The 1884-nt window shown below is 43.7% G+C and carries 3 protein-coding genes; all 3 read right to left on the bottom strand.

Features of this window, described 5'->3' with window-relative positions; all coding sequences use genetic code 11:
- Positions 1 to 57 precede the first annotated feature (57 nt).
- The gene (locus IEN85_RS10745) at positions 58 to 450 is read right to left on the bottom strand and encodes a hypothetical protein (protein ID WP_191616599.1); all 393 of its coding nucleotides are present in this window, start codon (positions 448 to 450) and stop codon (positions 58 to 60) included.
- 392 nt (positions 451 to 842) lie between these two features.
- Positions 843 to 1481, bottom strand: a complete 639-nt coding sequence (locus tag IEN85_RS10740) for a HEAT repeat domain-containing protein (RefSeq protein ID WP_191617095.1) — start codon at positions 1479 to 1481, stop codon at positions 843 to 845.
- A 152-nt stretch (positions 1482 to 1633) separates the two neighbouring features.
- Positions 1634 to 1884 (bottom strand): hypothetical protein (locus tag IEN85_RS24420; RefSeq protein WP_224772571.1); only part of this gene is annotated, 251 nt, incomplete at its 5' end.

Below are 1884 nucleotides of genomic sequence, written 5' to 3'. Positions count from 1 at the left end.
AACGTCGAGTACAGGCGGCGTGCGCTTGCGCACGTTGCCTGCTACGTCTGGTTGGCTCTATTTTGTTGATCGATATTGCTTATACTCGGCTCGAGGACGTTCTTTGTCTACATATCTCATGTGCTCTTCATTTATTTCAATAATCGTGTATTCGTTTTTTATTTCGGCTCCATCTGGTCTGTCGGGAGAGGTGAATTTAGTAGTTAAGTCTAAACCGTCCACAAACCATGTTCCTTTCATTCTCAATAAATCCATTACTTCGCCATTTTTGGTGAGTGTCATTTCCTCGTAAAAAGACTTATCCATTTCGTAGACGATGAACCCCTTCACTTCGATACCTTCTCCCTGATCCACGTGGTACGTCCACTTGCCGATTATTGACCTCTCGCAAATCGCTGCTGGTATTACGGCTAAAAACACACTGAGAACCAGAATTAAAGGTGTGTTCATTCGCTTCGATGATTATTTGCTTTAGCCAACGCAGAGCTCAGACGCGAGCGCTTGCGCGAGTTGTCTGGAGCGACTTGATATGTGTTGATCTTTTGGGTTTCATCTTGGGGTAACCTTGTCGAGAAATCGATCTTTCGAATACTTAGATGATCATCTTCTTCACCGTCGGTTAGATCTTGATTTCCTTATTTTTATTTAGGTCGGAGTCTTTGGGGTTTGCTGTGTCGAAGTTGGGTAGGGTGCTTTCTTCTCAGAAGTGGATCATTAATAAGGTCGGGTAGTTGCTCAAGTAGATCGTCGAAGTCTTCGGTTCGTTATCTTTCAAACTCTTACGTATCCAGATATTTACGTCTCAACCTGATCATTTGTTTTCTTCACATATCGTCGAGTCCTCACGACGTAGGACGCGCAGCGTCCGGAGTTGTGAGCGACGTTTGGTTCGAAATTTCTTCCACATTTTTTTTGAGAAGGTCGTATTCGCTGTTCTTTGCTACGCTTAGGAAATCGGGCAAATCTGGAGCCTTAAGCCAATGGAGCGACCATAGGACGCAGATCATCTGATATTCGTCATGCGTGGACCAAGAAAGCTCGATCATTTCTCTAGTGAATAATGACTTTCTCTTTGCTGATTCCATCATGCATCGTCTTTGAACGTAGTAGTCTCGGTCGAAATAGAGTTGGTAAAGCAATTGATCGATTTCTGGATGTTCCAAATTACCAATACACTCTACAATCTGCCATTTCGCGCATGATTCTTTACTTTTTAGTGATCTTTTTGCTAGCTCAATTGCAATTTCAGGGTGATCGCCAAGCTGATATCTAATGTTCATCACTTCGTTATCTCTGGCGAGAAGGTACAGAAGTGCTTCGATTGCTTCTTGGCTCCAGTCTGGCGATTCGATCCATTTTTCGATGCAGGAGTAGACCGGTCCCCAGTTTTCGTATTCTGTTTCCCATTCACCATATCGTCCATGAACAGGGAATTGGTTCGCCCATTCTTTAAATCGTTGTGCTTCCGATATGATATTCATTTTTCTTCGAACGTGAAGTCCATACGCGAGGGCTTCAGTGATGGTTTAGGGTAAAGTTGGGGTTTGAGATGTCCTTGCTGGTTCCACAACTCGGGCGCTTGGCCCGAGTTGTATGGGACGACTGGTTCTACGAATTTTTCTCCTCATGGTTTTCAGTCGAAGCTATCGAAAGTATGGATGCTATGTCCTTGGGGAAGATAGCCTCTTCTGATCATTTCCTTTTTCGTTTCTTTCGAGGCCCAGAATCGTAAATAGACCCACTTCAGTGGTTTGAGGATTGAAATAGTGGTCTTGAGCTCATTTCGCCGAGAATCGTATTTTTCTTTGAATACACGATCACGCTCTCTTTCGAGGTGGATGTTCTCATCTTGATTGGCGAATTTCATCTTTTTTTGTAGAACGT

The sequence above is a fragment of the Pelagicoccus enzymogenes genome (genome assembly GCF_014803405.1).
GTDB lineage: Bacteria > Verrucomicrobiota > Verrucomicrobiia > Opitutales > Opitutaceae > Pelagicoccus > Pelagicoccus enzymogenes.
The sequence above is the reverse complement of the archived record's forward strand: the minus strand, read 5'-3'. Positions and strand labels throughout refer to the sequence as shown.